At 66.2% G+C, this 23,393-nt stretch carries 21 protein-coding genes and 1 tRNA gene; 12 read left to right on the forward strand and 10 right to left on the reverse strand.

Annotated features, from left to right (window positions below; genetic code table 11):
- Positions 1–42: 42 nt before the first annotated feature.
- From DNX69_RS03320 to chpT, 3 genes are all read right to left on the reverse strand, one after another.
- Entirely contained in the window at positions 43–513 is a 471-nt protein-coding gene (locus tag DNX69_RS03320; RefSeq protein WP_207803111.1) for a chemotaxis protein CheW, read from the reverse strand.
- A gap of 26 nt (positions 514–539) precedes the next feature.
- Complete coding sequence (locus DNX69_RS03325; protein ID WP_110784831.1) at positions 540–3,338, reverse strand: hybrid sensor histidine kinase/response regulator; 2,799 nt, start codon at positions 3,336–3,338, stop codon at positions 540–542.
- A gap of 189 nt (positions 3,339–3,527) precedes the next feature.
- Positions 3,528–4,184: a histidine phosphotransferase ChpT gene (gene chpT, locus DNX69_RS03330; RefSeq protein ID WP_110784584.1), complete on the reverse strand. Its 657-nt coding sequence runs from the start codon at positions 4,182–4,184 to the stop codon at positions 3,528–3,530.
- A 134-nt stretch (positions 4,185–4,318) separates the two neighbouring features.
- Between chpT and DNX69_RS03335 the strand changes: the two genes are divergently transcribed.
- Positions 4,319–5,146 carry a 3'(2'),5'-bisphosphate nucleotidase CysQ family protein gene (locus DNX69_RS03335; protein WP_110784585.1) on the forward strand — a complete coding sequence of 276 codons (828 nt, stop codon included), beginning with the start codon at positions 4,319–4,321 and terminating at the stop codon, positions 5,144–5,146.
- Between the two features lie 8 nt (positions 5,147–5,154).
- On the opposite strand, the gene DNX69_RS03340 is transcribed toward DNX69_RS03335, so the two are convergent.
- A complete protein-coding gene (locus DNX69_RS03340; protein WP_110784586.1) occupies positions 5,155–5,661 on the reverse strand; it encodes a YHS domain-containing (seleno)protein in 507 nt (168 codons plus the stop codon).
- 111 nt (positions 5,662–5,772) lie between these two features.
- On the opposite strand from DNX69_RS03340, the gene DNX69_RS03345 reads away from it, so the two are divergent.
- The 3 genes from DNX69_RS03345 to DNX69_RS03355 all read left to right on the forward strand — a co-directional run bounded on the left by DNX69_RS03345 (position 5,773) and on the right by DNX69_RS03355 (position 8,104).
- Positions 5,773–6,366, forward strand: a complete 594-nt coding sequence (locus DNX69_RS03345; protein ID WP_110784587.1) for a DUF1134 domain-containing protein — start codon at positions 5,773–5,775, stop codon at positions 6,364–6,366.
- A 240-nt stretch (positions 6,367–6,606) separates the two neighbouring features.
- Positions 6,607–7,890, forward strand: a complete 1,284-nt coding sequence (locus DNX69_RS03350) for a hypothetical protein (protein WP_110784588.1) — start codon at positions 6,607–6,609, stop codon at positions 7,888–7,890.
- A gap of 139 nt (positions 7,891–8,029) precedes the next feature.
- Positions 8,030–8,104, forward strand: a tRNA-Val gene (locus DNX69_RS03355).
- Between the two features lie 230 nt (positions 8,105–8,334).
- On the opposite strand, the gene DNX69_RS03360 is transcribed toward DNX69_RS03355, so the two are convergent.
- Positions 8,335–9,183 (reverse strand): hypothetical protein, encoded by an 849-nt coding sequence (locus DNX69_RS03360; protein WP_110784589.1) that lies wholly within the window; start codon positions 9,181–9,183, stop codon positions 8,335–8,337.
- Between the two features lie 244 nt (positions 9,184–9,427).
- Here DNX69_RS03360 and DNX69_RS03365 point away from each other — a divergent pair, with 244 nt between their 5' ends.
- The gene (locus DNX69_RS03365) at positions 9,428–9,745 is read left to right on the forward strand and encodes a hypothetical protein (protein WP_110784590.1); all 318 of its coding nucleotides are present in this window, start codon (positions 9,428–9,430) and stop codon (positions 9,743–9,745) included.
- A 202-nt stretch (positions 9,746–9,947) separates the two neighbouring features.
- Here the strand turns inward: DNX69_RS03365 and DNX69_RS03370 are convergent, their stop codons facing one another.
- Together DNX69_RS03370 and DNX69_RS03375 are read right to left on the reverse strand one after the other, a co-directional pair.
- Entirely contained in the window at positions 9,948–10,379 is a 432-nt protein-coding gene (locus DNX69_RS03370) for a DUF5413 family protein (protein WP_110784591.1), read from the reverse strand.
- Positions 10,380–10,488: 109 nt separating this feature from the next.
- Positions 10,489–12,033 (reverse strand): acetolactate synthase large subunit, encoded by a 1,545-nt coding sequence (locus DNX69_RS03375; protein WP_110784832.1) that lies wholly within the window; start codon positions 12,031–12,033, stop codon positions 10,489–10,491.
- Positions 12,034–12,218: 185 nt separating this feature from the next.
- Between DNX69_RS03375 and DNX69_RS03380 the strand changes: the two genes are divergently transcribed.
- Complete coding sequence (locus DNX69_RS03380; protein ID WP_110784592.1) at positions 12,219–12,800, forward strand: L,D-transpeptidase; 582 nt, start codon at positions 12,219–12,221, stop codon at positions 12,798–12,800.
- Between the two features lie 68 nt (positions 12,801–12,868).
- Positions 12,869–13,711 (forward strand): DUF2927 domain-containing protein, encoded by an 843-nt coding sequence (locus tag DNX69_RS03385; protein WP_234826829.1) that lies wholly within the window; start codon positions 12,869–12,871, stop codon positions 13,709–13,711.
- Here the strand turns inward: DNX69_RS03385 and DNX69_RS03390 are convergent.
- Together DNX69_RS03390 and DNX69_RS03395 are read right to left on the reverse strand one after the other, a co-directional pair.
- Positions 13,708–14,502, reverse strand: coding sequence for a class I SAM-dependent methyltransferase (locus DNX69_RS03390; RefSeq protein ID WP_110784593.1), 795 nt, complete (start codon positions 14,500–14,502; stop codon positions 13,708–13,710). The two genes, DNX69_RS03385 and DNX69_RS03390, sit on opposite strands and share 4 nt — an antisense overlap.
- A 104-nt stretch (positions 14,503–14,606) precedes the next feature.
- Positions 14,607–15,779 carry an isovaleryl-CoA dehydrogenase gene (locus DNX69_RS03395; RefSeq protein WP_110784594.1) on the reverse strand — a complete coding sequence of 391 codons (1,173 nt, stop codon included), beginning with the start codon at positions 15,777–15,779 and terminating at the stop codon, positions 14,607–14,609.
- A gap of 345 nt (positions 15,780–16,124) precedes the next feature.
- Here DNX69_RS03395 and DNX69_RS03400 point away from each other — a divergent pair, with 345 nt between their 5' ends.
- The 5 genes from DNX69_RS03400 to mdlC all read left to right on the forward strand — a co-directional run bounded on the left by DNX69_RS03400 (position 16,125) and on the right by mdlC (position 22,657).
- Positions 16,125–17,390: a cytochrome P450 gene (locus tag DNX69_RS03400; RefSeq protein WP_110784595.1), complete on the forward strand. Its 1,266-nt coding sequence runs from the start codon at positions 16,125–16,127 to the stop codon at positions 17,388–17,390.
- A gap of 34 nt (positions 17,391–17,424) precedes the next feature.
- A complete protein-coding gene (locus tag DNX69_RS03405) occupies positions 17,425–18,597 on the forward strand; it encodes an acyl-CoA dehydrogenase family protein (protein WP_110784596.1) in 1,173 nt (390 codons plus the stop codon).
- A 205-nt stretch (positions 18,598–18,802) separates the two neighbouring features.
- Positions 18,803–19,897, forward strand: coding sequence for a CaiB/BaiF CoA transferase family protein (locus DNX69_RS03410; protein ID WP_110784834.1), 1,095 nt, complete (start codon positions 18,803–18,805; stop codon positions 19,895–19,897).
- A gap of 24 nt (positions 19,898–19,921) precedes the next feature.
- Entirely contained in the window at positions 19,922–20,779 is an 858-nt protein-coding gene (locus DNX69_RS03415; protein ID WP_110784597.1) for an FAS1-like dehydratase domain-containing protein, read from the forward strand.
- A 249-nt stretch (positions 20,780–21,028) separates the two neighbouring features.
- On the forward strand, positions 21,029–22,657 hold the full coding sequence (gene mdlC, locus DNX69_RS03420) for a benzoylformate decarboxylase (RefSeq protein WP_110784835.1): 1,629 nt from the start codon (positions 21,029–21,031) through the stop codon (positions 22,655–22,657).
- A 64-nt stretch (positions 22,658–22,721) separates the two neighbouring features.
- Here the strand turns inward: mdlC and DNX69_RS26520 are convergent, their stop codons facing one another.
- Entirely contained in the window at positions 22,722–23,183 is a 462-nt protein-coding gene (locus DNX69_RS26520) for a hypothetical protein (protein ID WP_234826830.1), read from the reverse strand.
- Positions 23,184–23,393: the final 210 nt, after the last annotated feature.

Below are 23,393 nucleotides of genomic sequence, written 5' to 3' on the forward strand. Positions count from 1 at the left end.
CGGACAGAGCGTGAGCGGTGAACTGGTTCGGCGCGCGTTACGTCAAGCAGCCAATCGTTGGGTTGCGATTTCGAGGACTTTGTCGACGTCGAGGACGACCATGAGCTGTCCGTCGAGGCGGTGGACGCCGTTGGCGAAGGAGGCCATGCGGGGGTCGAGGTTGACCGGGTTGGTCTCGCGGCCCTCGTCCGGCAGGGTCAGCACCTCGCCGATGGAGTCGATCAGAAGGCCGTAGGATTCGCCGCGCAGGTCGACGCCCATCGCCATCGGCGGCTTGCCGTCGTCGTTCTTCGGCAGCCCGAGACGGGCCCGCATGTCGATCGCGGTCACGATCCGGCCACGCAGGTTCAGAACGCCGGCGACGTCGTCCGGCGCCAGCGGCACCCGGGTCAGCCGCTCCGGCATGAACACGTCCTGCACCCGGCTGATCGGCAGTCCAAATAACTGGCCGCCAATCATCGCGGTAGCGAACTGGGTGGTGTTGCCGCTGATCGTGTCGACGGTCCGGGTCATCGCGGGGGTGTCTTTCCTGGTCTCGCTCATGCCGCCTGCTCCACCAGAACTTCGGGCGTCGCGTGCATCGTGGTCTGCTCCTTCAGCGCCGCGATCAGGCCGGGACGGTCGAATTTGGCGATGTAGTCGGTCAGACCGGCCTGACGGCCGCGCTCGATCGCCGCCGGCGACACCAGCGACGACAGCGCGATCACCGGCAGGTTCGACATCTTGGTGTCGCCCCGGATCGCCTCGGCGAACTCGAAGCCGTTCATCTCCGGCATCTCGATATCGGTCAGGATCACGTCGAACTGCGCGCCCGAGCGCAGCACGGCCAAGCCCTCGACCGCCGAGGTCGCGACCCGCACCTTGTAGCCCGCAGCCTTCAGCACCGGGCCCAGCATGTTGCGGAAGAACGCACTGTCGTCGACCAGCAGCACCGAGCGCGTGGTCAGCGTCTGCCGCATCTCCTTGCGTGCCAGCCAGTCGGAGAACGCCATCGGGAGGAAGTGCGCGACGTCGATCACTTCGGTGGCCTGGCCCTTGATCACCGCAGAGCCGAGAATGCCCTCACGGCTGGAGCCGACCTGGATGTGCAGATGCTCCTCGACGATGTCGACGATCTCGTCGACGACGAGGCCCATCGAACGGTCCTCGTCGGCGAACACCAGGATCGGCTGCACGCCGCTCGACGCCACAGCGACGCCTTCCATCAGCACCAAGGGCATCAGCTGGTCGCGGTACTGCACCATGTAGCGGCCGTTCGACATCTCGATCTTGTCGGAGGCGATCTCTTCCAGCCGCGTCACCAGCGACAGCGGCACCGCCTTGGGCTGGCTCGAGCCGGCGCGGAACACCAAGAGCGAGGTGAGCTGTTCGGCCGAGGCGTTGCGGCTCGCCGCCGCCTGATCGGAGATGTCGTGCTGCGCCGACACCGCGGTGCCGAGCGCCTGCGCGATCCCGTTCGGATCGACGATCATGATCACCGCGCCGTCGCCCAGGATGGTGTTGCCCGAGAACATCCCGATGTGACGCAGCTTGGTCGACATCGGCTTGACGACGATTTCTTCGGTGTGGAACACGCCGTCCACCACGATGCCGAAGGTCTGGCTGCCGACCTGCGTCACCACGATGAAGCCGTTCTCCGGCTCGGTCGAACCGGTGCCGTCGTCGATGTGCAGCAGCTTCTTCAGGTGCATCAGCGGCAGCAGCTTGTCGCGCAATCTGAGCACCGGGGTGTCCTTGATCCGCTCGATGCGGTGCTCGGAATTGGCCCGCGCCCGCACCAGCTCGACCACCGCCAGCTGCGGGATCGCGAACCGGTCGCCGCCGGCTTCCACGATCAGCGCCGACACGATCGCCAGCGTCAGCGGGATCTTGATCGTCACGCTGGAGCCTTCGCCGGCCACCGACTTGATCTCGATGGTGCCGCCGATCTGGTCGATATTGGTCCGCACCACGTCCATGCCGACGCCGCGGCCGGACACGCTGGTGACGGCGGCGGCGGTCGAGAACCCGGGCGCGAAGATGAACTTGTGGATCTGCGCCTCGGTCATCTTCTCGAGCTCGGCCTCGGTGGCCAGCCCGTTGGCCAAGGCCTTGGCCTTGATCTTCTCGGTGTCGAGACCGCGGCCGTTGTCGGCGATGCAGATCACGATGTGGCCGCCCTCGTGATAGGCGCTCAATCGGATCGTGCCCTGCTCGGGCTTGCCGTTCCGGACCCGCTCCTCCGGCCGCTCCAGGCCGTGGTCGGCGGAGTTGCGGACCATGTGGGTCAGCGGATCCTTGATCAGGTCGAGCACCTGGCGGTCGAGCTCGGTGTCGGCACCGTGCATCTCCAGCTCGATATGCTTGCCGAGTTCGGACGCCAGATCGCGCACGATCCGGGGCAGCTTCTGCCAGGCGTTGCCGATCGGCTGCATCCGGGTCTTCATCACCCCGTCCTGCAGCTCGGCCGTCACCGTCGACAGCCGCTGCAGCGGCACCTTGAACTCGTTGTCCTCGTGGCGCCGGCTGATCTCCAAGAGCTGGTTGCGGGTCAGCACCAGCTCGGACACCATCGTCATCAGATGTTCGAGGGTGTCGACATTGACCCGGATCGACTGGTTGGCGACACCGCCGCCGGAGCCGCCTTCGGCCGCCCCTTCAGCTTCGCCGCCGGACTTCTTGGCCGCCGGCTTGGCGGCCTTCGGCTTGGCGGCCGGCTTCGCCTCGGCCGGCGCGGCTTCGGCCACCACGGGCGCTTCGTCCGCCGGCTGCAGCGGCGGCGAGGCCATCTCGGTCTCGGTCTCGCGGAAGGCGCGCTCCAGCTCGTCCAGCGACACTTCGCCCGGACGCAGCGGGCGTTCCAGCGTCTGCGGCACCAGGCTGCCTTCGGTCGAATTGGAATTGGCCGCCACCACCTCGGCAGGCGCCTCGGCTTCGGCCACGGCTTGCGGCGCCGCGCCGAGCTCGGCTGCGATCTCCTCCGCCGTGCGCATCGACAGCCGCTCCAGCTCCCCGATCAGGTCGCCGTCCTCGCCCTCCGGCTCGGCCTGGGTCGCTTCCAGCTGCGTGAGAATGTCCTTGATCCGGTCGATCGTGGTCAGGATCAGCGTCACCGCCTCGCCCGTCACCGGCATCCCGTCCCGGAATTTGCCCATCAGCGTCTCGGCCGCATGCGCAAGCGCCTCGAGACGCGGCAATCCTAGAAACCCGCAGGTCCCCTTGATGGTGTGAACAAGACGAAAAATATTGTCCAATATCTTCGCGTTGTTCGGCTCCTGCTCGAACCGGACCAACTGGTTGTCGACCGTATCCAGGCTCTCGAAGGTCTCCGTCAGAAACTCACGAAGAAGATCGTCCATACGCGTGGCCTTCATTGCACGCGGGCATGCGACCGTCGCCAATGCCCGACTAACGCGGCCACTGTGTGCGGAAAGCGTTTAATATTGGTTGCGGGCCGCGGCTGATGCGGCGGAAGTTCAAACAGTTAGCGGCTTCGTACGTTTCCGAGGCACCGCGTCAATACACCGTTTACTATTTTCCCGCGCGTCTTAGCACGCAGTTACCACCATCGTGTCGCCCTCAGGGGCGAGCGTCACGGTCAATCCGCAGGCCTGCGCCAGCAGCCGCGTGTAGTACGGCTGCACGCCGTGCGACTCGATCGGACCGCTCTGAGTACCGTTGAGCAGGTCGACGATGTTGTGCGGCGTGCGGGCGTTCATCCCTGCCGCAACGATGCGGAAGGATAAATTGTCGCCCTCGCCGACCGGATCGATCGTCAACATCCCGCCGCGCGGAATCGTCTGCTGCGCGATGATCAGCATGTTGAGCAGCAGCTTGACCCTGTTCTTGGCGAGCAGCAGCCGCGGCAGATTCCAGATCAGCTTGGTCTTGTCGTCTTCGAGATGACCGCGCGCCATGTTCTGCGCGTCGCCGAGATCGATCTGCGCGCCGGCCGAGCCGGCGGCGCCGAACGCCAGCCGGCAGAACTGCAGCCGCGCCGACGCCGTCTTGGCGCTCTTGCGGATCAGATCCAGCGCGAAATCGCGATCTTCCTGCTTGGAGCTGTCGTCGAGCACCTCCAAGCCATTGACGATGGCGCCGACCGGGCTGATGAGATCGTGACACACCCGCGAACACAGCAGCGCTGCCAGCTCCAGCGCATCGGGAGCGGGAGCCTGCATAGCGGGAGATTGGGTGTCGGACATCAGTCTGTTCCTCGGAAAACCGCTCGCAAGACGAATCAGCCTTGGTTAATGGCTTGATACACTGCAGCCGCTGGCTGTGCCAACATAACGGTCCGGCGCGAACCGGGCCATCCGACCGAGGATGACACAGCCCGATGACCGCCGCGTTCGAACACCCCGTCGCTGTCTCGTCCGAGCACGCCTTCGCCTTGCTCACGCCGCTCACCGAACTGGCGCTCCGCGCCGGCGCCGCGATCATGGCGATTCCGGGCGACGCAAAGGTCGCCCACAAGCCGGACGGCTCGCCGGTGACGCCCGCCGATCTCGCCGCCGACCGGGTGATCGCCGAGGGCTTGGCGGCGATTGCGCCCGGCGTGCCGGTACTGTCGGAAGAATGCTGCGATCGCGGACGGCCGACAACCGGCAGCTTCTTCGTGGTCGACCCGCTCGACGGCACCAAGGAATACATCGCCGGCCGCGACGAGTTCACCGTCAATCTGGCACTGGTGAGCGACGGCGTGCCGGTGCTCGGCATCGTCGGTGCGCCGGCGCTCGGCGTGGCGTGGCGCGGCGTCGCCGGCCATGGCGCCGAACGGCTGACGGTCGCCGCCGACGGCGCCGGCTTCACCGCAAGTCCGATCCGCACCCGGCCGCTGCCGAAACCCGGCGAGCCGTGGGTCGCCACGGTCAGCCGCTCGCATCTCGATGCCGCCACCGTCGCGTTTATCGACGCCCGTCCCGGCGCGGTGCGAACCACGCAGGGATCGTCGCTGAAATTCTGCCGGATCGCCGAGGGCGAAGCGGACATCTATCCGCGGCTGGCGCCGATCTGCGAATGGGACATCGCGGCCGGGGCGGCGCTGGTGATCGCGGCCGGCGGCAAGGTGACCGAAGCCGGCGGCGCGCCGCTGCGGTTCGACGCGCCGCGGCCGAATTTCATCGTGCCGAACTTCATCGCCTGGGGCGATCGCGACGGGCGATAGCGCAGCGCCTATTCGGCCAATGTCGCCAGCAAGGCAGGCCAACGCTCGCGGGCGGCGTGCAGATAGCGTTCCGGATCGGCCGCGAAGACGCGGCGGTTCTCGTCGCGGTCGAACAGATACAGCCGCTGGCCGACGATCAGCCACACCAGCGCATTGCCGGGAAGCGGCACGCTGCGCGCCACCGCGACCGGATCGTAGCCGCCGAATTGCGGGCCGTAGATATCCGGCCGGGCGAGGAAAAACTTGCGGTTGTCCTCGTTGCAGAACCGCCAGACCGCGCCGCTGGCGGACGCTTCGAACTGCGACTGGCCCTGCCGCGGCTGATGATCGGTGAAATAGGCCACCGGATCGAACCCATCGATCGCAAGCCCGGTATTGCGGTCCGCCACCACCCGCTCGGTGGTCGCGGCTTGTACGCCGGGCGACGGTACGGCGGCGGTCACACCGAGCGCCAGCAGCCCGATCCAGGCGATTCCAAGGCGGATCCGGTTTCGTTCCTGCCGTTGTGCCGTCATAGTTGCTGCCGATAACGTTCCGAGTCGGGGACAAGCGCCGCTACCCAAAAGGATGCAGGTCAGCATCCGGTTAAAGCGGTGCAAGGGATTTGAGACCCAGGGGTGAAATCCATGAGCTTCGTGACGCGTCGCGCCGCGCTGGCCTTTGTTGCGCTGGCAGCCCTGAATGCACCGGCCGTGGCGCAACAGCAGCCAATGCCGCCGCGGTCCCAGGCGGGCCCGAACACCTATGCGCCGGAAGAACTGATGGGCGCCGGCCACCGCTTTTTCGGAAATGTCTCGCGGGGGCTGGCGTCGGTGATCGAGCGCGCGGTGAGCCAATGGGGCCTGCCCAACGGCTATGTGCTCGGCGAGGAAGGCTCCGGCGCGTTCGTGGCCGGCCTGCGCTACGGCGAAGGCACGCTCTACACTAAGAACGCCGGCGATCTGAAAGTGTATTGGCAGGGTCCGTCGGTCGGCTTCGACTGGGGCGGCAACGGCGCCCGCACCATGACGCTGGTGTACAACCTGCCCTCGACCAACGCGATCTACCAGCGGTTCGGCGGCATCGACGGCTCGGCCTATGTGGTCGGCGGCTTCGGCATGACGGCGCTGACCGCCAACGGCATCGTCTTGGTGCCGATCCAGTCCGGTATCGGACTGCGGCTCGGCGCCAATATCGGCTATCTGAAGTTCACGCCGAACGCGACCTGGAATCCGTTCTGACCCGGGCCGGCGGCCCGGACCACAGCCGGGGCGCGTAGCCCACCACAGTTTCACGCGCCTGCGGCAACGCACTGGCGCTGAGGTGGCCGGTCATGGCATTGTGCCGCAACTGGATTTGCGGCCGGACGGCGACGTTCGCCCGCGCCATGAGCGGTTCACATCTCGAATTCGCGCCGACGCGATCCGCGCCAAGCTCAGCGGACCGCGCGCGCATCGCCTAAGCGCGTGTGGGAGACATCGATGATCGAACAGATCATGTATCTGGCGATCGGCTTTCTGGTCGCGATGCTGCTCGCGCTGATGATCGCGCCGCTGGTGCATAATCGCGCGGTGCGGCTGACCACCAAGCGGCTGGAGGCGGCAACCCCGCTGTCGATGGCCGAGATCCAGGCCGACAAGGACCAGATCCGCGCCGAATTCGCGATATCGGCGCGGCGGCTCGAGCTCAGCGTCGACCAGCTCAAGAACAAGACCACCAGCCAAGCCGCCGAGATCGGCCGCAAGACCGACGCGATCAACCGCCTCAAGCTCGAAATCGCCGAGAAAGACGCCGCGATCGCAACGCTGCAGGCCAGCGAGGCGACGTTGCAGGAGCAGCTTCGGACCTCCGAGCAGAACTTCGCAGCCAAAGCCGAGGAGTTGCGCGGTACCGAGGCCACCCTGGCCGAGAAGCAGGCCGAGATCGTGCGCCTGAGCGCCGAGCTGACCGAGCGCTCGGCGCTGGCCGACACCCGCCAGGTCGAGCTGGTGACGCTGGGCACCCAGATCGAGGAATTGAAAGCCCGGATCACCGACGCCGAGAAGTCGTTCGCCGACGCCCGCAGCCGGCTCGAAACTCAGCGCGGCGAAACCGCCGCCACCTCGCGCGATCTCGACGACGCCCGTGCCCGGATCGAGGCCCTCAGCTTGCGGGTCGGCGATCTCGACCGGCAATTGGTGCTGCAGGTCAAGGAAGCCGAACTGCTCGGCAGCCGCGCCCGCGAGCTGGAAGACCAGCTCGCCGCCCAGACCAAGCGCCTCGCCGAGCGCGAGCTCGAAAACAACCAGCTCCGCGCCGCCAACGAGGCCGCGCTGCGCACCGTGGGCGAGCTCCGCAACGAGCTCGACGCCGCCGGCACCGGCGCGCCCGACCTCGCCCGCATCCGCAAGGACAAGGCCACGCTCGAAGACCAGCTCACCGAGGCCCGCGACGACCGCGCCAAGGCGCAGCGCGAATTGCTGTCGCTGCGCCAGCAGGCCGAAAGCTCGTGGGAGACCGAGCGCAAGGAGAACGCGCTGCTGCGCGAGCGGATCAACGACATCGCCGCCGAGGTCGCCAAGCTGGCGATCACGCTGGAAGGCCCGGATTCGCCGATCCAGGCGATGCTGACGGCGCAGACGGCCAAGCCGGCGAAGGGCGGCAAGGCCACCAACGGCAGCAAGAGCGCCGGCGCCGCGGTCGCCCCGGTGGTCGCCGGCAGCACGCTGGCCGACCGCATCCGGGCGCTGCAATCCCAGGCCTCGCGCGCCCGCCAGGCCGGCTAGACCGGACCTTCGTCGATCAAGCTGGGAAATCTGCCCAAGCCGCCCCTTGCCGCTTGACACCCCGGCCCCGCACTTCGTAAATCGCGCCTCTACGGTGGTTCGACCGGCCGCTTCGCGGCCCCTGTCCTCGACCGGTCCCGGGCGCATAGCTCAGCGGGAGAGCGTTCCCTTCACACGGGAGAGGTCCAAGGTTCGATCCCTTGTGCGCCCACCATTTTATATTCAAGCCTACAGCTGAATTTGCTCTGTCTCGGAACGCGGATGTTCCCATAACGCCCCACTGAACAACTCGGGCTTATAGCTCTTTGGCGCCGCACGCTCGCTATCTGTACGAGCGACGATTGACACAAGCTCATGCGCGCCTTTCGATCTTGACACAGCACAACGCGCCGTTGCCCTAGACCGCCCCAAACTCAGGCTTCGGATGCCGAAGGACGCGACCAACTAAAGAGGCCACCTCTTTCGACTAAGCAAGAACGCGTCATCCACTTGATAGCCGTTGAAGAACTCATAGTGCCCGAAGAGAGTCTCGAACCCCGTTTCATACCCTTTGGTATCAGTGAGCTCCCCAAATATGCCAGCCAGCCACCGAACAATCGAAAGAGTATAGAAGCGCCCGTATTTCTGCGCCCATTTGGTTTGTCCGCTGCGTTCGGAAGCGGTCTCGACATCATTCATCCAATCGCCACTCTCATCTAGGAAATTGATCGAAGACATTCGGCCAATCATCCCATCGATTATCTGCGCCCTAGTCTTCACGCCGACCTCAGCCCTTGCACCTCGATAATGTCGTGCAAGGACCGGCTCGACCACCTCACGCCACCATTTCGCGACAGGTTCGTTCGCAGCATTGAAGGAGGGATTTCCAATCACTTGGTAGTTCGCGTAACGCCCTTTTGAAGCATCAGCAAAGGCGTCGAGACAGTCGACAATCGCAGCTGGGATCGCTCCGTCAGGCTTCACAAAGTGCAGCTTTAGATAGCGCTTCTGGGAGACATTATCCGCTTCGACCAAAAGCTTCTTGAGCTGATGTCCGCACTTCCTGACAACATTCTGATCGGGAAGTCGTCCCCAGTGATCGAGAGCGTAATCCGCAATCAAAATCAGTTTAGCCAACCGCTCGATTCCGATCGAAAGACCGAAGAACGCGGTATAATAGTCTCCGAAGCCTGAAGCATAGCTCGCGCGACCAAGGGCCGTCGCGCCCGCCCCGATAAGCTGGCTAACTAAGTTCGCCTCGCGGTGAAGGGCCTGCCATTCTGGTAAACTCAGAGGATCTCGTCGGTCATTCATATCAGAGCACCATCGAACTGATTTTGGGAGAATCCTGCTCGCACTGCAACTTTATTAACACATCCAAAGATCGATTGATTATGAGCAATAGCCTGCTCGCATCACCTACTAATCCATCCTCCTCGTCGCCACGCCGCACACCATCGCACCGCACCAATTGATCCGGCACAATGCGGCCGCACTGCACGCTCGTTTAGCGACGATCGCAGATGGCGTTTGTCCATCGTCGGGAAGGGAGCGACCCATGCCTCACACCATCGATCAGAAGATCAACGCGTTGCTCGAACAGCAGAGCTCGCTGCGGCAGTGGCTGGAGCAGATCCGGGCGCTGACCAAGGACGCCCGCGGCGCCACCGTGATCGCCGGCCTGACGCAGAAGGAGACCGAGGACTTTCTGCTGCTCAGCCCGCTGGTGCACGCCCACGACAGCGGCATGACCTCCGACCATGCCGCCGCGGCGCGGGCGCGCCATGCCGAATTGAAGGCCAAGCTGGAAAGCGCGCTGCAGGACAATGCGATCGAAGGACTGAGCGGCTGGGGCGAACCGGCCACCGCGCGCTGAGCACAGGGTGGCGGAGTCCTCGCTGCAGCGAAGACCAGCCGCCGTCATGTCCGCTGCCGCCGGCTATCGCGTTCGGTAAAGAATGCTCATCGCTGGCTCGGCGACGAGCGGGATGGGTTTCGCTGGCGCTCGACCCATCCTACGGGCGACGAACGGTTAGTTCAGAGCGTACAGCTCACGCCTGGGTGTTACGCCTGGGACATTACACTTGGGCTTGCTTGGCTTCGGCGGTGACCGGCGCGCAGTATTTCTGCGCGAGCCAGGACGACAGCGTCGCCGGCACCAGGCCGACCAGGCCGTACAGCACGAATTGCAGGACGCCGGCGTCGGCACCGCGATTGCCGTACATGAAGGCGGTGGTGAGGAAGCCGATCACGCCGACGATCACCACCCGGGCGCCGGGACCGACGCGGCGGATATGGCAGATGATCTCGTCGATCGCCGCCAGCATCAGCGCCGGCAGCAGGCCGAACAGGTAGCTGTATTGCAGCGACCTGAACAACACGACGAAGAACTTCTTCACTTCGGTCAGGTTGGTGTGCGCCCAATAGCCCGACAGATAGGTCGTCGCGAACAACAGCAGCAAGCCGCCGATCAACGGACCGATCGCGGCAAAGATCAGATAGCGCTTCATGCCTGCTCCACCCGCGGCCATTCCCGGCCGCGGGTGGCAGGCTACGCTGTCGGCGACGGGTTCGACAACTGTCCGAAACGCGAACGCTCCAGCGGCGCCGCCCTCGGCGTTACATCTGCACCGCGATCAGGTTCGGGCCGCCGCTGGCGAGGCCGGCGGCGAGCGCCGCATTCAGCTCGTCGGCGGTCGACACGTTCCGGGCCGGCACGCCCATGCCCTTGGCCAGCGCCACCCAGTCGAGGTCCGGCCGGTCCAGCGTCAGCATGTCCTCGGCGCGCTGGCCGGGCTTGCCGGCGCCGACGCCGTCGAATTCGCCGCGCAGGATCTGATATTTGCGATTGGCGAACACCACGGTGGTGACGTCGAGATTCTCGCGCGCCTGGGTCCACAGCGCCTGCAGCGTGTACATCGCGCTGCCGTCTCCGACCATGCAGATGACCTTACGGTCCGGGCACGCCACCGCGGCGCCGACCGCTGTCGGCGGCGAGAACCCGATCGAGCCGCCGAGATTCTGCAGCCAGTCGTGCGGTTTCGCCGCCGCCGTCGGCGGGAAGAAGCCGCGGCCGGTGGTGATCGATTCGTCGATCACGATGGCGTTCTCCGGGATCGCGACGGCGATCGCCTGAGCGATGTTGTCGAGGCTCAGTGCGCCGGTCGGCCTCGCGATGTCGACCAGCTTCTGCGGCGCGGCGTCGCTCGCCTTGGCGCCGAGCGCGCCGGCCAGCGCTTCCAGCGCCGCGACCGAATTCTCGCCGACCTCGGTGACGCGATGCGCCTCGCAGCCTTCCGGCTTGAGCAGGCTCGGCTTGTCCGGATAGGCGAAGAACGCCACCGGATCCATCGCCTCGACCAGCACGATGTGGCGGAACTGCTTCAGGATCGGCAGCGCGGCATCGACCACGTAGGGGATACGCTCGATCCAGTAGCGGCCCTGCCCGCGCGCCATCCGGGCGTTGTAGGTCTGGCCCATCACCTTGCAACCGGTCTTGCCGGCGATGCGCTGGGCCAGCGCCAGGCCGTGCTCGGTGAGCGCGTTGCCGGAGAGCAGCAGCAGCGTCGGCTCGCCGGAGCGCAGCACCTTGGCGGCGGCCTCGACCGCGTGCGGCGAATAGGTCGGGCGCTGGCTGTCTTCCGGCACGTCGGCGACGCCGTCGGCCTCGTTCCAGGCGGTGTCGGCCGGCAGGATCAGCGTGGCGATCTGCGCCGGCGAGCTCTTGGCCGCGGCGATCGCGGCGGCACCGTCGCGCGCCACCGACTTGGCGTCCGGCGAGGTGCGGACCCAGGCCGACATCGGCCGCGCCAAGCCCTCGATGTCCGAAGTCAGCGGCGCGTTGTAGTCGATGTGGTAGGTGGCGTGCTGGCCGACGATGTTGACGATGCCGGAGGCCGCCTTCTTGGCGTTGTGCAGATTGGCGAGGCCATTGGCGAGACCGGGGCCGAGATGCAGCAGGGTCGAGGCCGGTGTGCCCTTCATCCGGTAGTAACCATCCGCGGCGCCGGTGACGACGCCCTCGAACAGGCCGAGCACGCAGCGCATCCCCTCGACCCGGTCGAGCGCGGCGACGAAATGCATTTCCGACGTGCCGGGATTGGTGAAACACACATCGACGCCGCCCTTGACCAGCGTCCGCACCAGACTCTCGGCACCATTCATCGTTTCGCTCCCGATTTGCAATTTCTGCGCCCGATCAATCATTGTTCCACCGCTTCGTCAAAGGGGGACGACGCGCGGCAGGACTGCGGCGGGCGCGCGGCGTGCTGCGACCGACCGCCGCCGGCTTGCGCAATCGGCGCGATTGTGGCCAGTTCTGAGCGAAACGAAGATTGCGAGGTTTCGGAATGGTTCGTCGACTTGCCGCCAGCGCGCTCGCGCTGATCTCGATCGCCACCGCTTTGCCGACCGCGGCTTCGGCCCAGGAAATGGATTTGCGCGCGGTGATGGGCTTCGGGCCGTTCTATCGCTCCGGGCCCAGCGCCAACCCGATCCCGCGCGAGACCGTGATGTTCCAGGGCAACTACGCCCCGGGAACCATCGTGATCAGCACCCGGGAGCGCCGGCTGTATCTGGTCCAGGGCGACGGCACCGCGCTGCGCTACGGCATCGGCGTCGGCCGCGACGGCTTCCGCTGGGCCGGCACCCACCGCATCACCGCCAAGAAGGAATGGCCGGGCTGGACCCCTCCGCCGCAGATGCTGCGCCGCCGCCCCGACCTGCCGCGCTACATGGCCGGCGGCGAGGACAATCCGCTCGGCGCCCGCGCGATGTATCTCGGCTCGACGCTGTACCGCATCCACGGCTCCAACGAGCCGGAGACGATCGGCCAGGCGGTGTCGTCGGGCTGCTTCCGCATGACCAATGACGACGTCAAGGACCTGTACGACCGGGTCCGGGTCGGCACCGTGGTGGTGGTGAAGAACTGAGGCGTCCGGGCGCTCGCCCGCATGCACAGCCGGCCTCTGCCGAATTGCCGGTTGTGCCGCGGACCGGAATGCGGCAGCTATTCGCGATGCAACACGGCGCCCGGCATCTTCGACCTGCGCTCGCGGCGGCCCTCGCCGTGATCGGCGTGCTCGCCACGATTGCCCCGCTCGCTGCGGCGCCCGCGGGCGCCAGCGCGGCGACCGACTTCTCCGGCCATCAGCGCAGCGAGAAGACCGACTTCACCGACGGCCAGATCATCGACGGCTTCTTCCGCACCGCGTTCGGCGCCGAATTCCACATGGCCGGACGGGTCGACCGCATCCGCAAATACGATGCCCCGGTGCGGGTCTATGCCGAGGGCGAAGGTCACGCCCACCGCCGCGCCGAGCTCGCGCGAATCGTCGCCGACATCGCCGGCCGGGTCGAGCATCTCGACATCGCGATGACCAATGATCCCGACGAGGCCAACGTCACCGTCCACCTCGTCCGCGACCGCAATCTCGGCAAGACCATCGCGACGTTCTACGGCGAGGAGCGCGCCCGCGAGATCCGCGAAAGCCTGGATCCGCAGTGCCTATCCGGCTTCCGCAAGAACGACCGCTTCGAGATCGAGCGCTCCGACGTCATCCTCACCATCGACAACGGCGACTTCGTATTCCGCGACTGCGCCTATGAGGAGCTGCTGCAGTCGCTCGGCCCGATCAACGACACCGACAAGGTGCCGTGGACGATGTTCAACGACGACGTCCAGAAGGGGTTCTTCGACGTCTACGACCAGTACCTTCTGAACATCCTGTACCACCCTGCGATCCGGCCGGGCATGACCGTCCCCGAAGTCAAAGCCGTGCTGCCGCAAGTCCTCACCGACGTCAGGAGCTACGTCGCCAGGGTGAACCGGCTGACGCGTTAAAGCGCCTTCGGAAGCCTCGCGCGGACATGCAGAAAGATCGGCGCGACGCGCGTGTCGGCCACGATCGGCTCTGCTGCAGCGGCCGCTTCCGAGGCCATCGGCTCCCCGAACGCCTCGATCGTGAGCCCGACCCCGACGATCATCGCGACCCAGGTCGACAGCGTGCGGTGAAACCGCGGAACCGCAAACGGCGTCAGCGTGGCCTGCTGCTCGGCCGAAATGCCGGAAAACAACCAACGTTCGACACGGCCATCGCTCTCGTCGAAGTAATCGGCCACTTCGACGGCCACCGGAGTGCCCTCAGCATCGCGGATGTTCCGGCGCGTCGGCGGAACGAAGCAGGGATGCAGGATGGAAAACTGCAGGAACCCGCCCGGCCTCAAGAGTCGCGCGACCTCCCGGAGCACAGCCGCTTGGTCGACCATATCCATCATCGACATGAAGGCTGTGACGAAGTCGAAACTGCGATCGGCGAACGGCAGGGTAAGGCCGTCTCCGAGCACGTAGTCGATCCCGAGCGGGTCGAGACGTTCAACGTCGCGGGCATGTGCCAGAAACGTCGGCGCGATGTCGAGGCCGGTCATCGCGGCCCCCAGCCGCGCGACGCTGCGCGTGTTGGTGCCCTCGCCGCAGCCGAGATCGAGCCCTTTAAGGCCGGCGACCGGCGGCAACATCGCGAGGAATGCCGGCGTGTTCAGCGCATCGCGATAGCGATCGTGGCCGGCACGAGAGAGCATCGTCCACGTCTCGGCATTGCTCTCCCAATGCGCTGCGACCTCTTGCGCGTCCATTTCGTCTCCCTCGATTCTGAAGCGAGGGAGGAGCTATAGGGTCGGCTGATGTCGAAGCAAGGGCGCCAAAGTGGCGACACCGGCGCGAGGCGGGACAGGCCGCGTCACGCCGTCTTGGTGAACAGCTCCCGGCCGATCAGCATGCGGCGGATCTCGCTGGTGCCGGCGCCGATTTCGTAGAGCTTGGCGTCGCGCAAGAGGCGGCCGGTCGGATAGTCGTTGATGTAACCGTTGCCGCCGAGCAACTGGATGGCGTCGAGCGCGCATTGGGTGGCGCGTTCGGCGGCGTACAGGATCGCGCCGGCGGCGTCCTCGCGGGTGGTCTCGCCGCGGTCGCAGGCCTTCGCCACCGCATAGACGTAAGCGCGCGAGGCGTTCATCGTCACATACATGTCGGCAACCTTGCCCTGCACCAGTTGGAACATGCCGATCGGCTCGCCGAACTGCTTGCGCTCGTGCACATAGGGCAGCACGACGTCCATGCAGGCCTGCATGATACCGACCGGACCGGCGGCCAGCACCGCGCGTTCGTAATCGAGCCCGCTCATCAGCACGTTGACGCCGCGGCCGACCTCGCCGAGCACGTTCTCCTCAGGCACCTCGCAATCCTCGAACACCAGTTCGCCGGTGTCCGAGCCGCGCATCCCGAGCTTGTCGAGTTTTTGCGCGGTGCTGAAGCCCTTCATGCCCTTCTCGATCAGGAACGCAGTGATGCCGCGCGGCCCGGCGTTCGGATCGGTCTTGGCGTAGACCACCAGGGTCTCGGCGATCGGGCCGTTGGTGATCCACATCTTGTTGCCGTTGAGGACGAAGCGGTCGCCTTTCTTCTCGGCTCGGGTCTTCATCGACACCACGTCGGAGCCGGCGCCCGGCTCGCTCATCGCCAGCGCGCCGACATGCTCGCCCGAGATCAGCTTCGGCAGATACTTCTGTTTCTGCGCTTCGTTGCCGTTGCGGCGGAGCTGATTGATGCAGAGGTTGGAATGCGCGCCGTAGGACAGGCCGACCGAGGCCGACGCGCGCGAGATCTCTTCCATCGCGATGCAGTGCTCGAGATAGCCGAGCCCGGCGCCGCCGTAGTCTTCCTCGACGGTGATGCCGTGCAGACCGAGCGCACCGAGCTTCGGCCACAGGTCGCGCGGGAACGTATTGGTCTTGTCGATGGCCTCGGCGCGCGGCGCGATCTCATTGGCGGCGAAGTCGCGAACGGTCTCCCGGATCGCGTCGGCAGTCTCGCCGAGATCGAAGTTGAACAGGCTCTGCGCGTTGGGAATCATGCTGGGTGCTCGCTCCGCTCGGCGGCACCTGGGAGCGCCGCCGTATGTTGTTTGCGCGCACCATGTCACGGCGCCGGGAGCCTGAGAAGGCTCCAATGGTGGGGCGGCGCAGCATGCCGTCCAGCTTGTCGACGCAAGTCGCCGGACGGGCGCTTTTCTACCGTCAAATCAATTTGTTCGGGCGGCGAGCCAACTCTGCGATGCCGCCTTGCCGTCGCCGCGTATTGACGATCTGATCAGACGGCCGAACCCGCCGGACCGAACCATGGCGGGACCGAAAATCCGACCGCGACCGCCGCCGCTCCGTTGCGGCGAGCGTCCATGACATTGCCAGGGAGGACGACGATGCACGGCACCATCGAGACCGGAAAAGCGGCGCGGCTGCGGGCGGCACGCGAGGAAGCCTACGCCACCCCGCTGAAGGACTTCCACCCCGGCGCGCCGCGACACTTCCGAGACGACACGCTGTGGCCGTGGTTTGAACGGCTGCGCGCCGAAGAGCCGGTGCATTACTGCACCAACGCGCCGATCGAGCCGTATTGGAGCGTCGTCAAGTACAACGACATCATGCATGTCGACACCAGCCACCAGATCTTCTCGTCGGACTCCACGCTCGGCGGCATCTCGATCCGCGACGCGCCGGTCGGCTACGACTGGCCGAGCTTCATCGCGATGGACGAGCCGCGGCACTCGGCACAGCGCAAGACGGTGTCGCCGATGTTCACGCCGGATCATCTGGACGAACTCGCCGTGCTGATCCGCAGCCGCACCCAGAAGGTGCTCGACGGCCTGCCGCGGGGCGAGACGTTCAACTTCGTCGACCGCGTCTCGATCGAGCTGACCACCCAGATGCTGGCGACGCTGTTCGATTTTCCGTTCGACGAGCGCCGCAAGCTGACGCGCTGGTCGGACGTCGCCACCGCGCTGCCGAAGAGCGGCGTGGTCGAATCCGAGCAGCAGCGCCGCGACGAACTGAACGAATGCGCCGCGTATTTCGCCCGGATGTGGAACGAGCGGGTGAATTCCGATCCGCGGAATGATCTGTTGTCGATGATGGCGCATCACGACGCCACCCGGGAGATGGACCGCGACAATCTGATCGGCAACATCCTGCTGCTGATCGTCGGCGGCAACGACACCACCCGCAACACCATGTCGGGCTCGGTGCTGGCACTGAACGAGAACCCGCAGGAATTCGAAAAACTACGGGCCAACCCGAAGCTGATCGACACCATGGTGCCGGAGGTGATCCGCTGGCAGACGCCGCTGGCGCATATGCGCCGCACCGCCCTTCAGGATACCGAGCTCGGCGGCAAGACCATCCGCAAGGGCGACCGGGTGGTGATGTGGTACGTCTCCGGCAACCGCGACGACGAGGTGATCGAGCGGCCGAACGAGTTCATCATCGACCGCAAGCGGCCGAAGATTCACCTCTCGTTCGGTTTCGGTATCCATCGGTGCGTCGGGATGCGTCTGGCCGAATTGCAACTGAGGATCGTATGGGAGGAGATGCTCAAGCGTTTCGAGCGTATTGAAGTTGTCGGGGAGCCGAAGCGGGTGTATTCGAGCTTCGTCAAGGGCTACGAGTCCTTGCCGGTCCGGGTCTCATGACCCTCCCCCCAAAACCAACAAGAAGACGCAGCCGATGAAACACCATGCCGCGGAGCAGGACGAATACCACGACATCCGCGACGCCGTCGCCAAACTGTGTGCGCAGTTTCCCGGCGAGTACTGGCGCAAGCTCGACCGCGAAATGGCCTATCCGAAGGCGTTCGTCGACGCCCTGACGGAGGCGGGCTACCTCTCTGTGCTGATCCCCGAGGAATACGGCGGCGCCGGCCTGAAGCTGTCGGCGGCTGCCGCGATCCTGGAAGAGATCCAGCGTGCCGGCTGCAATGGCGGCGGCTGCCACGCCCAGATGTACACCATGGGCACCCTGCTGCGGCATGGTAGCGACGAGCAGAAGGCCAAATGGCTGCCGAAGATCGCCAGCGGTGAACTCCGCCTGCAGGCGTTCGGCGTCACCGAGCCGACCTCAGGCACCGACACCACCTCCCTGAAGACCTTCGCCAAGAAGGACGCGAACGGCGACTACGTCGTCAACGGTCAGAAGATCTGGACCAGCCGCGCCGAATATTCCGACCTGATGATCCTGCTGGCGCGGACCACGCCGAAGGATCAGGTGACCAAGAAGACCGAAGGCCTGTCGGTGTTCCTGGTCGACATGCGCGAAGCGCGCGGCAACGGCCTCGAGATCCGGCCGATCCGCACCATGATGAACCACGCCACCACCGAAGTGTTCTTCACCGACATGAAGGTGCCGAAGGAGAACCTGATCGGCGAGGAGGGCAAGGGCTTCCGCTACATCCTCTCCGGCATGAATGCCGAGCGTATCCTGATCGCCTCGGAATGCGTCGGCGACGCCAAGTGGTTCATCGCCAAGGCCAGCGCCTACGCCAAGGACCGCACCGTGTTCGGCCGGCCGATCGGCCAGAACCAGGGCATCCAGTTCCCGATCGCCAAGGCCTACGCCAACATGCGCGCGGCCGAGCTGATGGTGAAGGAAGCCACCCGCAAGTACGAAGCCGGCATGGATTGCGGCGCCGAGGCCAACATGGCCAAGATGCTAGCCGCCGACGCCTCGTTCGAGGCGGCCAACGCCTGCATCCAGACCCACGGCGGCTTCGGCTTCGCCGAGGAATACGACGTCGAGCGCAAGTTCCGCGAAACCCGGCTGTATCAGGTGGCGCCGATCTCCACCAACCTGATCCTGTCGCATCTCGCCGAGCACGTGCTCGGGATGCCGCGGTCGTATTGAGGGCGCGGGTCATGCTGATCAGCAATGAGGCGATGAACGCGCGGCGCATCGCAGCGCGCTCCCTCGCCCCGCTCTTGCGGGGAGAGGGTTGGGGTGAGGGGCGACGCGGGCACCGAGGCTCGGCTCCGTTGAGACGCCCCCTCACCCGACCGGCTTCGCTACGCTTCGCCGGTCGACCTCTCCCCGCAAGCGGGGAGAGGTGAGCATGCTTCCGCTCGAAGGACTGACCGTCATCGCCGTCGAACAGGCGGTCGCGGCGCCGTATTGCAGCTCGCGGCTGGCCGATGCCGGCGCGCATGTCATCAAGATCGAACGGCCCGAAGGCGATTTCGCTCGCGGCTATGACGCCGCCGCCAAGGGCCAGAGCAGCTACTTCGTCTGGCTCAACCGCGGCAAGGAATCCGCGGTGGTCGACCTCGCCACCAAGGAGGGCCGCGCGGAGCTGGAAAAGCTGATCGCCTCGGCCGACGTGCTGCTGCAGAATCTGAAGCCCGGCTCGATGGACAAGCTAGGCTTTGCCCGCGAGCGGCTGCGCCAGGACTATCCGAAGCTGATCATCTGCACGATCTCCGGCTACGGCGACGACGGCCCCTACGCCCATCGCAAGGCCTATGACCTCCTGATCCAGGCCGAGAGCGGTCTCGCCTCGATCACCGGCGGGCCGGAAAGTGCCTCCCGCGTCGGCATGTCGATCGTCGACGTCGCTACCGGCGCCACCGCGCACGCCGCGATCCTGGAAGCGCTGATCGGCCGCGGCCGCACCGGCCAGGGCGCCGACATCCGGATCTCGATGTTCGACGTGATGGCCGACTGGCTGACCGTGCCGCTGCTCAATGCCGAGGCCGGCAATCCGCCCAAGCGGCTCGGCCTCGCCCATCCGTCGATCGCGCCCTATGGCGTGTTCACCAGCAAGGACGGCAAGGACATCCTGATCTCGATCCAGAGCGAGCGGGAGTGGAAGAAGCTGTGCTCGGACGTGCTGCGCCAGCCGGACCTGCCGAACGATCCCCGCCTGTGCAACGGCGTTGAGCGGGTCAAGAACCGCGCCTACACCGACAAGATCGTCGCCGACGCCTTCGGCGCGCTGACCCGCGACGATCTGCTCGAACATCTCGCCAGCGCCGACATCGCCTTCGCCGAAGTCAACGCGATGGAAGACCTGTCGCACCATCCGCATCTGCGCCGGATCGAAGTCGATACCCCGAACGGCAAGGTCAGCTATCCGGCGCCGGCGGCGATCATCGTCGGCGAGGACCGGCATTACGGCGCGGTGCCGGGCATCGGCGACAAGCGCAAGTAAGCGGGCAAGTAAGCGAGGACCAGCATGACCGACGCGCTCGATATCGATCACCTGCGGCAATGGATCGGCCGCAGCGAACAAGCCACCGACACCGTCACCCCGCAGCTCGTGAAGGGACTGCGCGCGACGCTGTTCCTCGACATCGGCAAGCCGCAGGCCGGCGACGCCGCGCCGTTCACCGTGCACTGGTGCCTCGGCCAGCCGGTGTACCCGATGGACCAGCTCGGCCCCGACGGCCACCCGACCCGCGGCGGCTTCCTGCCGCCGGTGCCGCTGCCGCGCCGGATGTGGGCGGGCGGCGAACTGCAGTTCGTGGACGCGCTCAAGGTCGGCGACGAGGTGACCCGGACCTCGACGATCGGCGACGTGACGATCAAGCAGGGCTCGACCGGCACGCTGTGCTTCGTCACCGTCAATCACGAGATCACCACGCCGCGCGGCGTGGCGATCCGCGACCGCCAGGACATCGTCTATCGCGACGTGCCGCCGTCGTCCGCCGCTCCCGCAGCGCCGGTCAAGGCCGCCGCGGCGCCGCCGGCCGCCAAGCATCGCGAGAGCCATCTCGCCGATCCGGTCCTGCTGTTCCGCTATTCGGCGCTGACCTTCAATGGCCACCGCATCCACTACGACCGCGACTACGTCACCAAGGTCGAGGGCTATCCTGGCCTGATCGTCCACGGCCCGATGCAGGCCGCGCTGCTGGTCGAATTCGCCGCCAAGCTCAAGGGCAGCGTGCCGAAGACCTTCAGCTATCGCGGCGTCCAGCCGCTGTTCGACGGCGCCGACTTCACCGTCAACGCCAACGAGACCGCAGCCGGCCTCGACCTGTGGACCGCCAATGCCGATGGCGTGCCGACCATGAAGGCCACGGCGAGCTGGTAGCTCTTGCAACATGCACGTCATTCCGGGGCGCTCACGAAGTGAGCGAACCCGGAATCTCGAGCTGTTCAGCCTTATCGTTCCACAACCTCTGGATTCCGGGTTCGCGCTACGCGCGCCCCGGAATGACTGTGCATGTTCGCACGCACGCGCCGCGTAATGACGCGTGATCCGTGTTGACTCCCCTCGCCGCCTGCGGATTTGATCGGTGCAAACAACAACACCGGCATCCGCCGCCCGAGGAAACCGCCTTTGCCCGCGAAGAAGTCCAAGCAGCCGAGCGCTGCCGTCAGCACCGTCAAATCCGCCACTCTCGATCTGCTCCGTGCCTTCAAGATCGACAAGGTGTTCGGCAATCCCGGCTCGACCGAGCTGCCGTTCCTCAGCGACTGGCCGGACGATATCGACTACGTGCTGGCGCTGCAGGAGGCTTCGGCGGTGGCGATGGCGGACGGCTATGCGCAGGCGACGCGCAACGCCGGCTTCGTCAATCTGCATTCGGCCGCCGGCGTCGGCAACGCGCTCGGCAATATCTACACCGCCTTCAAGAACCAGACGCCGCTGGTAATCACCGCGGGGCAGCAGGCACGTAGTCTTCTGCCCTTGCAGGCCTTCCTCGGCGCCGAGCGCGCGAGCGAATTTCCGCGACCTTATGTGAAATACAGCATCGAGCCGGCGCGCGCCGAAGACGTACCGGCCGCTATCGCCCGCGCCTACTACGTGGCGATGCAGCCGCCGTGCGGCCCGACCTTCGTGTCGGTGCCGATCGACGATTGGGCGCGGCCTGCGGCACCGGTGCCGCCGCGCACGATCACGCGGGAGCTCGGCCCGGATCGCGCGGCGATGCAGGCGCTGGCCGATGCGCTGGCCAAAGCCAAGACGCCCGCATTGGTGGTCGGGCCCGCGATCGACCGCGCCGCGGCGGTCGGGATGACGGTGCAGCTCGCCCAGCGCGCGCAGGCGCCGGTGTGGGTGTCGCCGTTCTCGGCGCGCTGCAGCTTCCCGGAACGGCATCCGCTGTTCGCCGGCTTCCTGCCCGCGTCTCCGGGGCAACTCTCCGAAGCGCTCGGCGCATACGATGTCGTGGTGGTGATCGGCGCGCCGGTGTTCACCTTCCATGTCGAAGGCCACGCTTCGATCTTCGGCGGCACCAGCAAACTGTTTCAGATCACCGACGACGACGACGACGCCACGGTCACACCGCTCGGCACCAGCATTATCGCGACGGTGACGCCCGCGCTGACCGCGCTGCTGGAGCTGCTCCCGGAAACCAAGCGCGCCGCGCCGCCAGCCCGCGTGGTGCCGCCCGCGCCCCAACCGGCCGAGCCGATCCCCGCGGCCTATCTGCTGCACACGCTGCGCGCCGCGATGCCGAACGACGCGATGCTGGTCGAGGAAGCGCCATCGCATCGGCCGGCGATGCAGGCCTACATGCCGATGCCTGGCCAGGACAGCTTCGCCACCATGACCAGCGGTGGGCTCGGCTGGTCGCTGCCGGCCTCGGTCGGGTTCGCGCTGGCGGATCCGAACCGCCGCACCGTCTGCCTGATCGGTGACGGCTCGGCGATGTACTCGATCCAGGCATTGTGGACCGCTGCGCAGCGCAAGCTACCGCTGACCATGGTGGTGCTGAACAACGGCGGCTACGGCGCGATGCGCTCGTTCAGCCAGGTGATGCAGGTGCGAAACGTGCCGGGCCTGGATGTGCCGGGCATCGACTTCGCCGCACTCGCACAATCGCTCGGCTGCGACGCGGTACGGGTCAATCGCAGCGCCGAGCTGGCTCCGGCGCTGGCGCGCGCGCTTTCGCTGGACGGCGTCAGCGTGGTCGAAGTGATGCTCGATACCGCAGTGCCGATGCTCTACGCGCGCAACGGCTGAGCACCGACCCGCGAGTCACAACGGCGGCGAGGATCGCCGCCGTTGTGACGCTCGATGGCCGGACTCAGTAGCAGACGCGGAAGCCGCCGGCGTTGATGAAGCAGTCGCGATGGCCCCGGCCGCGACCACTTCCACGCCCGCGGCCACGCATCTCACCGCGCCCCCGACCGCGGCCACGCATATCGCCGCGGCCTCGCCCACGGCCATCGCCGCGCTGGGCGTTGGCGGCCGTGCTGGTCGCGCCCGAGACGAGCGCCGTCACGCCGATCATGCTGAAGCAATAGATGCTCGTCAGAATCATCGCGGCGAGCGCTCGCGACACGATGCTGCGACGACCGGGTTGGTGATGGGTCATAGGAGTCCTTTCGATGACGGCATGAAGCCGGTTGCCGCGCGGATCGGTGGGGAGAAACAGACGGCAAGAGCCCGCGCGGAAAACCGTCGAACCGGCTGTCGAGATCGTCGAAGCGGCGCGACGGTGTGCGGCCGCGCAAATCAAGACCGTATCGAACTGACTAACGAGCAATCGATCGCATATGCCGGACTGTGAGGTCGGGGCCCGGATTGGTCCGGCCGACGGGACGTGGCACAGCCCGATCGAGTAGACGGGCTGCCCGGCCGAATTGCAAGGCTCGTTGCGGCAAAATGCGCCGCAGCGAGGCACTTTAAGCGCCCGCTCGCGGCCTTAATCGGACGATGAGTACGTCAACTGGACAGCCCGGCCGGACGCGACCCG

The organism is Rhodopseudomonas palustris, assembly GCF_003226555.1.
In the GTDB taxonomy this organism is placed as follows: domain Bacteria; phylum Pseudomonadota; class Alphaproteobacteria; order Rhizobiales; family Xanthobacteraceae; genus Rhodopseudomonas; species Rhodopseudomonas palustris_I.

What these genes read in the sequence shown, in the direction of transcription:
- DNX69_RS03385 (WP_234826829.1), top strand. Translation starts at nt 12,869, where the DNA reads ATGCGGCAGCTATTCGCGATGCAACACGGCGCCCGGCATCTTCGACCT.
- DNX69_RS03365 (WP_110784590.1), top strand. Translation starts at nt 9,428, where the DNA reads ATGCCTCACACCATCGATCAGAAGATCAACGCGTTGCTCGAACAGCAG.
- DNX69_RS03405 (WP_110784596.1), top strand. Translation starts at nt 17,425, where the DNA reads ATGAAACACCATGCCGCGGAGCAGGACGAATACCACGACATCCGCGAC.
- DNX69_RS03345 (WP_110784587.1), top strand. Translation starts at nt 5,773, where the DNA reads ATGAGCTTCGTGACGCGTCGCGCCGCGCTGGCCTTTGTTGCGCTGGCA.
- DNX69_RS03340 (WP_110784586.1), bottom strand. Translation starts at nt 5,661, where the DNA reads ATGACGGCACAACGGCAGGAACGAAACCGGATCCGCCTTGGAATCGCC.
- chpT (WP_110784584.1), bottom strand. Translation starts at nt 4,184, where the DNA reads ATGTCCGACACCCAATCTCCCGCTATGCAGGCTCCCGCTCCCGATGCG.
- DNX69_RS03350 (WP_110784588.1), top strand. Translation starts at nt 6,607, where the DNA reads ATGATCGAACAGATCATGTATCTGGCGATCGGCTTTCTGGTCGCGATG.
- DNX69_RS03335 (WP_110784585.1), top strand. Translation starts at nt 4,319, where the DNA reads ATGACCGCCGCGTTCGAACACCCCGTCGCTGTCTCGTCCGAGCACGCC.
- DNX69_RS03325 (WP_110784831.1), bottom strand. Translation starts at nt 3,338, where the DNA reads ATGGACGATCTTCTTCGTGAGTTTCTGACGGAGACCTTCGAGAGCCTG.
- DNX69_RS03360 (WP_110784589.1), bottom strand. Translation starts at nt 9,183, where the DNA reads ATGAATGACCGACGAGATCCTCTGAGTTTACCAGAATGGCAGGCCCTT.
- DNX69_RS03320 (WP_207803111.1), bottom strand. Translation starts at nt 513, where the DNA reads ATGACCCGGACCGTCGACACGATCAGCGGCAACACCACCCAGTTCGCT.
- DNX69_RS03395 (WP_110784594.1), bottom strand. Translation starts at nt 15,779, where the DNA reads ATGATTCCCAACGCGCAGAGCCTGTTCAACTTCGATCTCGGCGAGACT.
- DNX69_RS03375 (WP_110784832.1), bottom strand. Translation starts at nt 12,033, where the DNA reads ATGAATGGTGCCGAGAGTCTGGTGCGGACGCTGGTCAAGGGCGGCGTC.
- DNX69_RS03390 (WP_110784593.1), bottom strand. Translation starts at nt 14,502, where the DNA reads ATGGACGCGCAAGAGGTCGCAGCGCATTGGGAGAGCAATGCCGAGACG.
- DNX69_RS03415 (WP_110784597.1), top strand. Translation starts at nt 19,922, where the DNA reads ATGACCGACGCGCTCGATATCGATCACCTGCGGCAATGGATCGGCCGC.
- DNX69_RS03400 (WP_110784595.1), top strand. Translation starts at nt 16,125, where the DNA reads ATGCACGGCACCATCGAGACCGGAAAAGCGGCGCGGCTGCGGGCGGCA.
- DNX69_RS03410 (WP_110784834.1), top strand. Translation starts at nt 18,803, where the DNA reads ATGCTTCCGCTCGAAGGACTGACCGTCATCGCCGTCGAACAGGCGGTC.
- DNX69_RS03370 (WP_110784591.1), bottom strand. Translation starts at nt 10,379, where the DNA reads ATGAAGCGCTATCTGATCTTTGCCGCGATCGGTCCGTTGATCGGCGGC.
- DNX69_RS03380 (WP_110784592.1), top strand. Translation starts at nt 12,219, where the DNA reads ATGGTTCGTCGACTTGCCGCCAGCGCGCTCGCGCTGATCTCGATCGCC.